At 45.0% G+C, this 222-nt stretch carries 1 protein-coding gene; it reads right to left on the bottom strand.

Going from position 1 to position 222, the window contains the following annotated elements; translation table 11 throughout:
• Positions 1-222: hydrogen gas-evolving membrane-bound hydrogenase subunit E (gene mbhE, locus MRS74_RS23770; RefSeq protein ID WP_254582749.1), on the bottom strand; the 222-nt coding region annotated here is incomplete at both ends.

The following is a 222-nucleotide window of genomic DNA, read 5'->3' as shown; positions in this document are numbered from 1 at the left end:
ACCACTTCACCAAAGGTATCGAACGCACGAAAGTCCACTAGAATTACGTTCACAATATTGCGCCCGTGACCACCAGGAACGCTGTTGTTAGAGAAGAACTCTGCCACACTGGTATCCATTGGCTGTGAAGTAATGTTGATAAGAAGCATCGTGATGGCAAAACCAATCACACTAGCAACCACCGCGTGTAGTGTTTTTCGTTTTATTGAATGTTGACGAACC

It is taken from the genome of Marinobacterium sedimentorum, assembly GCF_024267675.1.
Taxonomy (GTDB): domain Bacteria; phylum Pseudomonadota; class Gammaproteobacteria; order Pseudomonadales; family Balneatricaceae; genus Marinobacterium_A; species Marinobacterium_A sedimentorum.
Note: the sequence above shows the minus strand (reverse complement) of the source record. Positions and strands in the feature narration are given on the sequence as shown.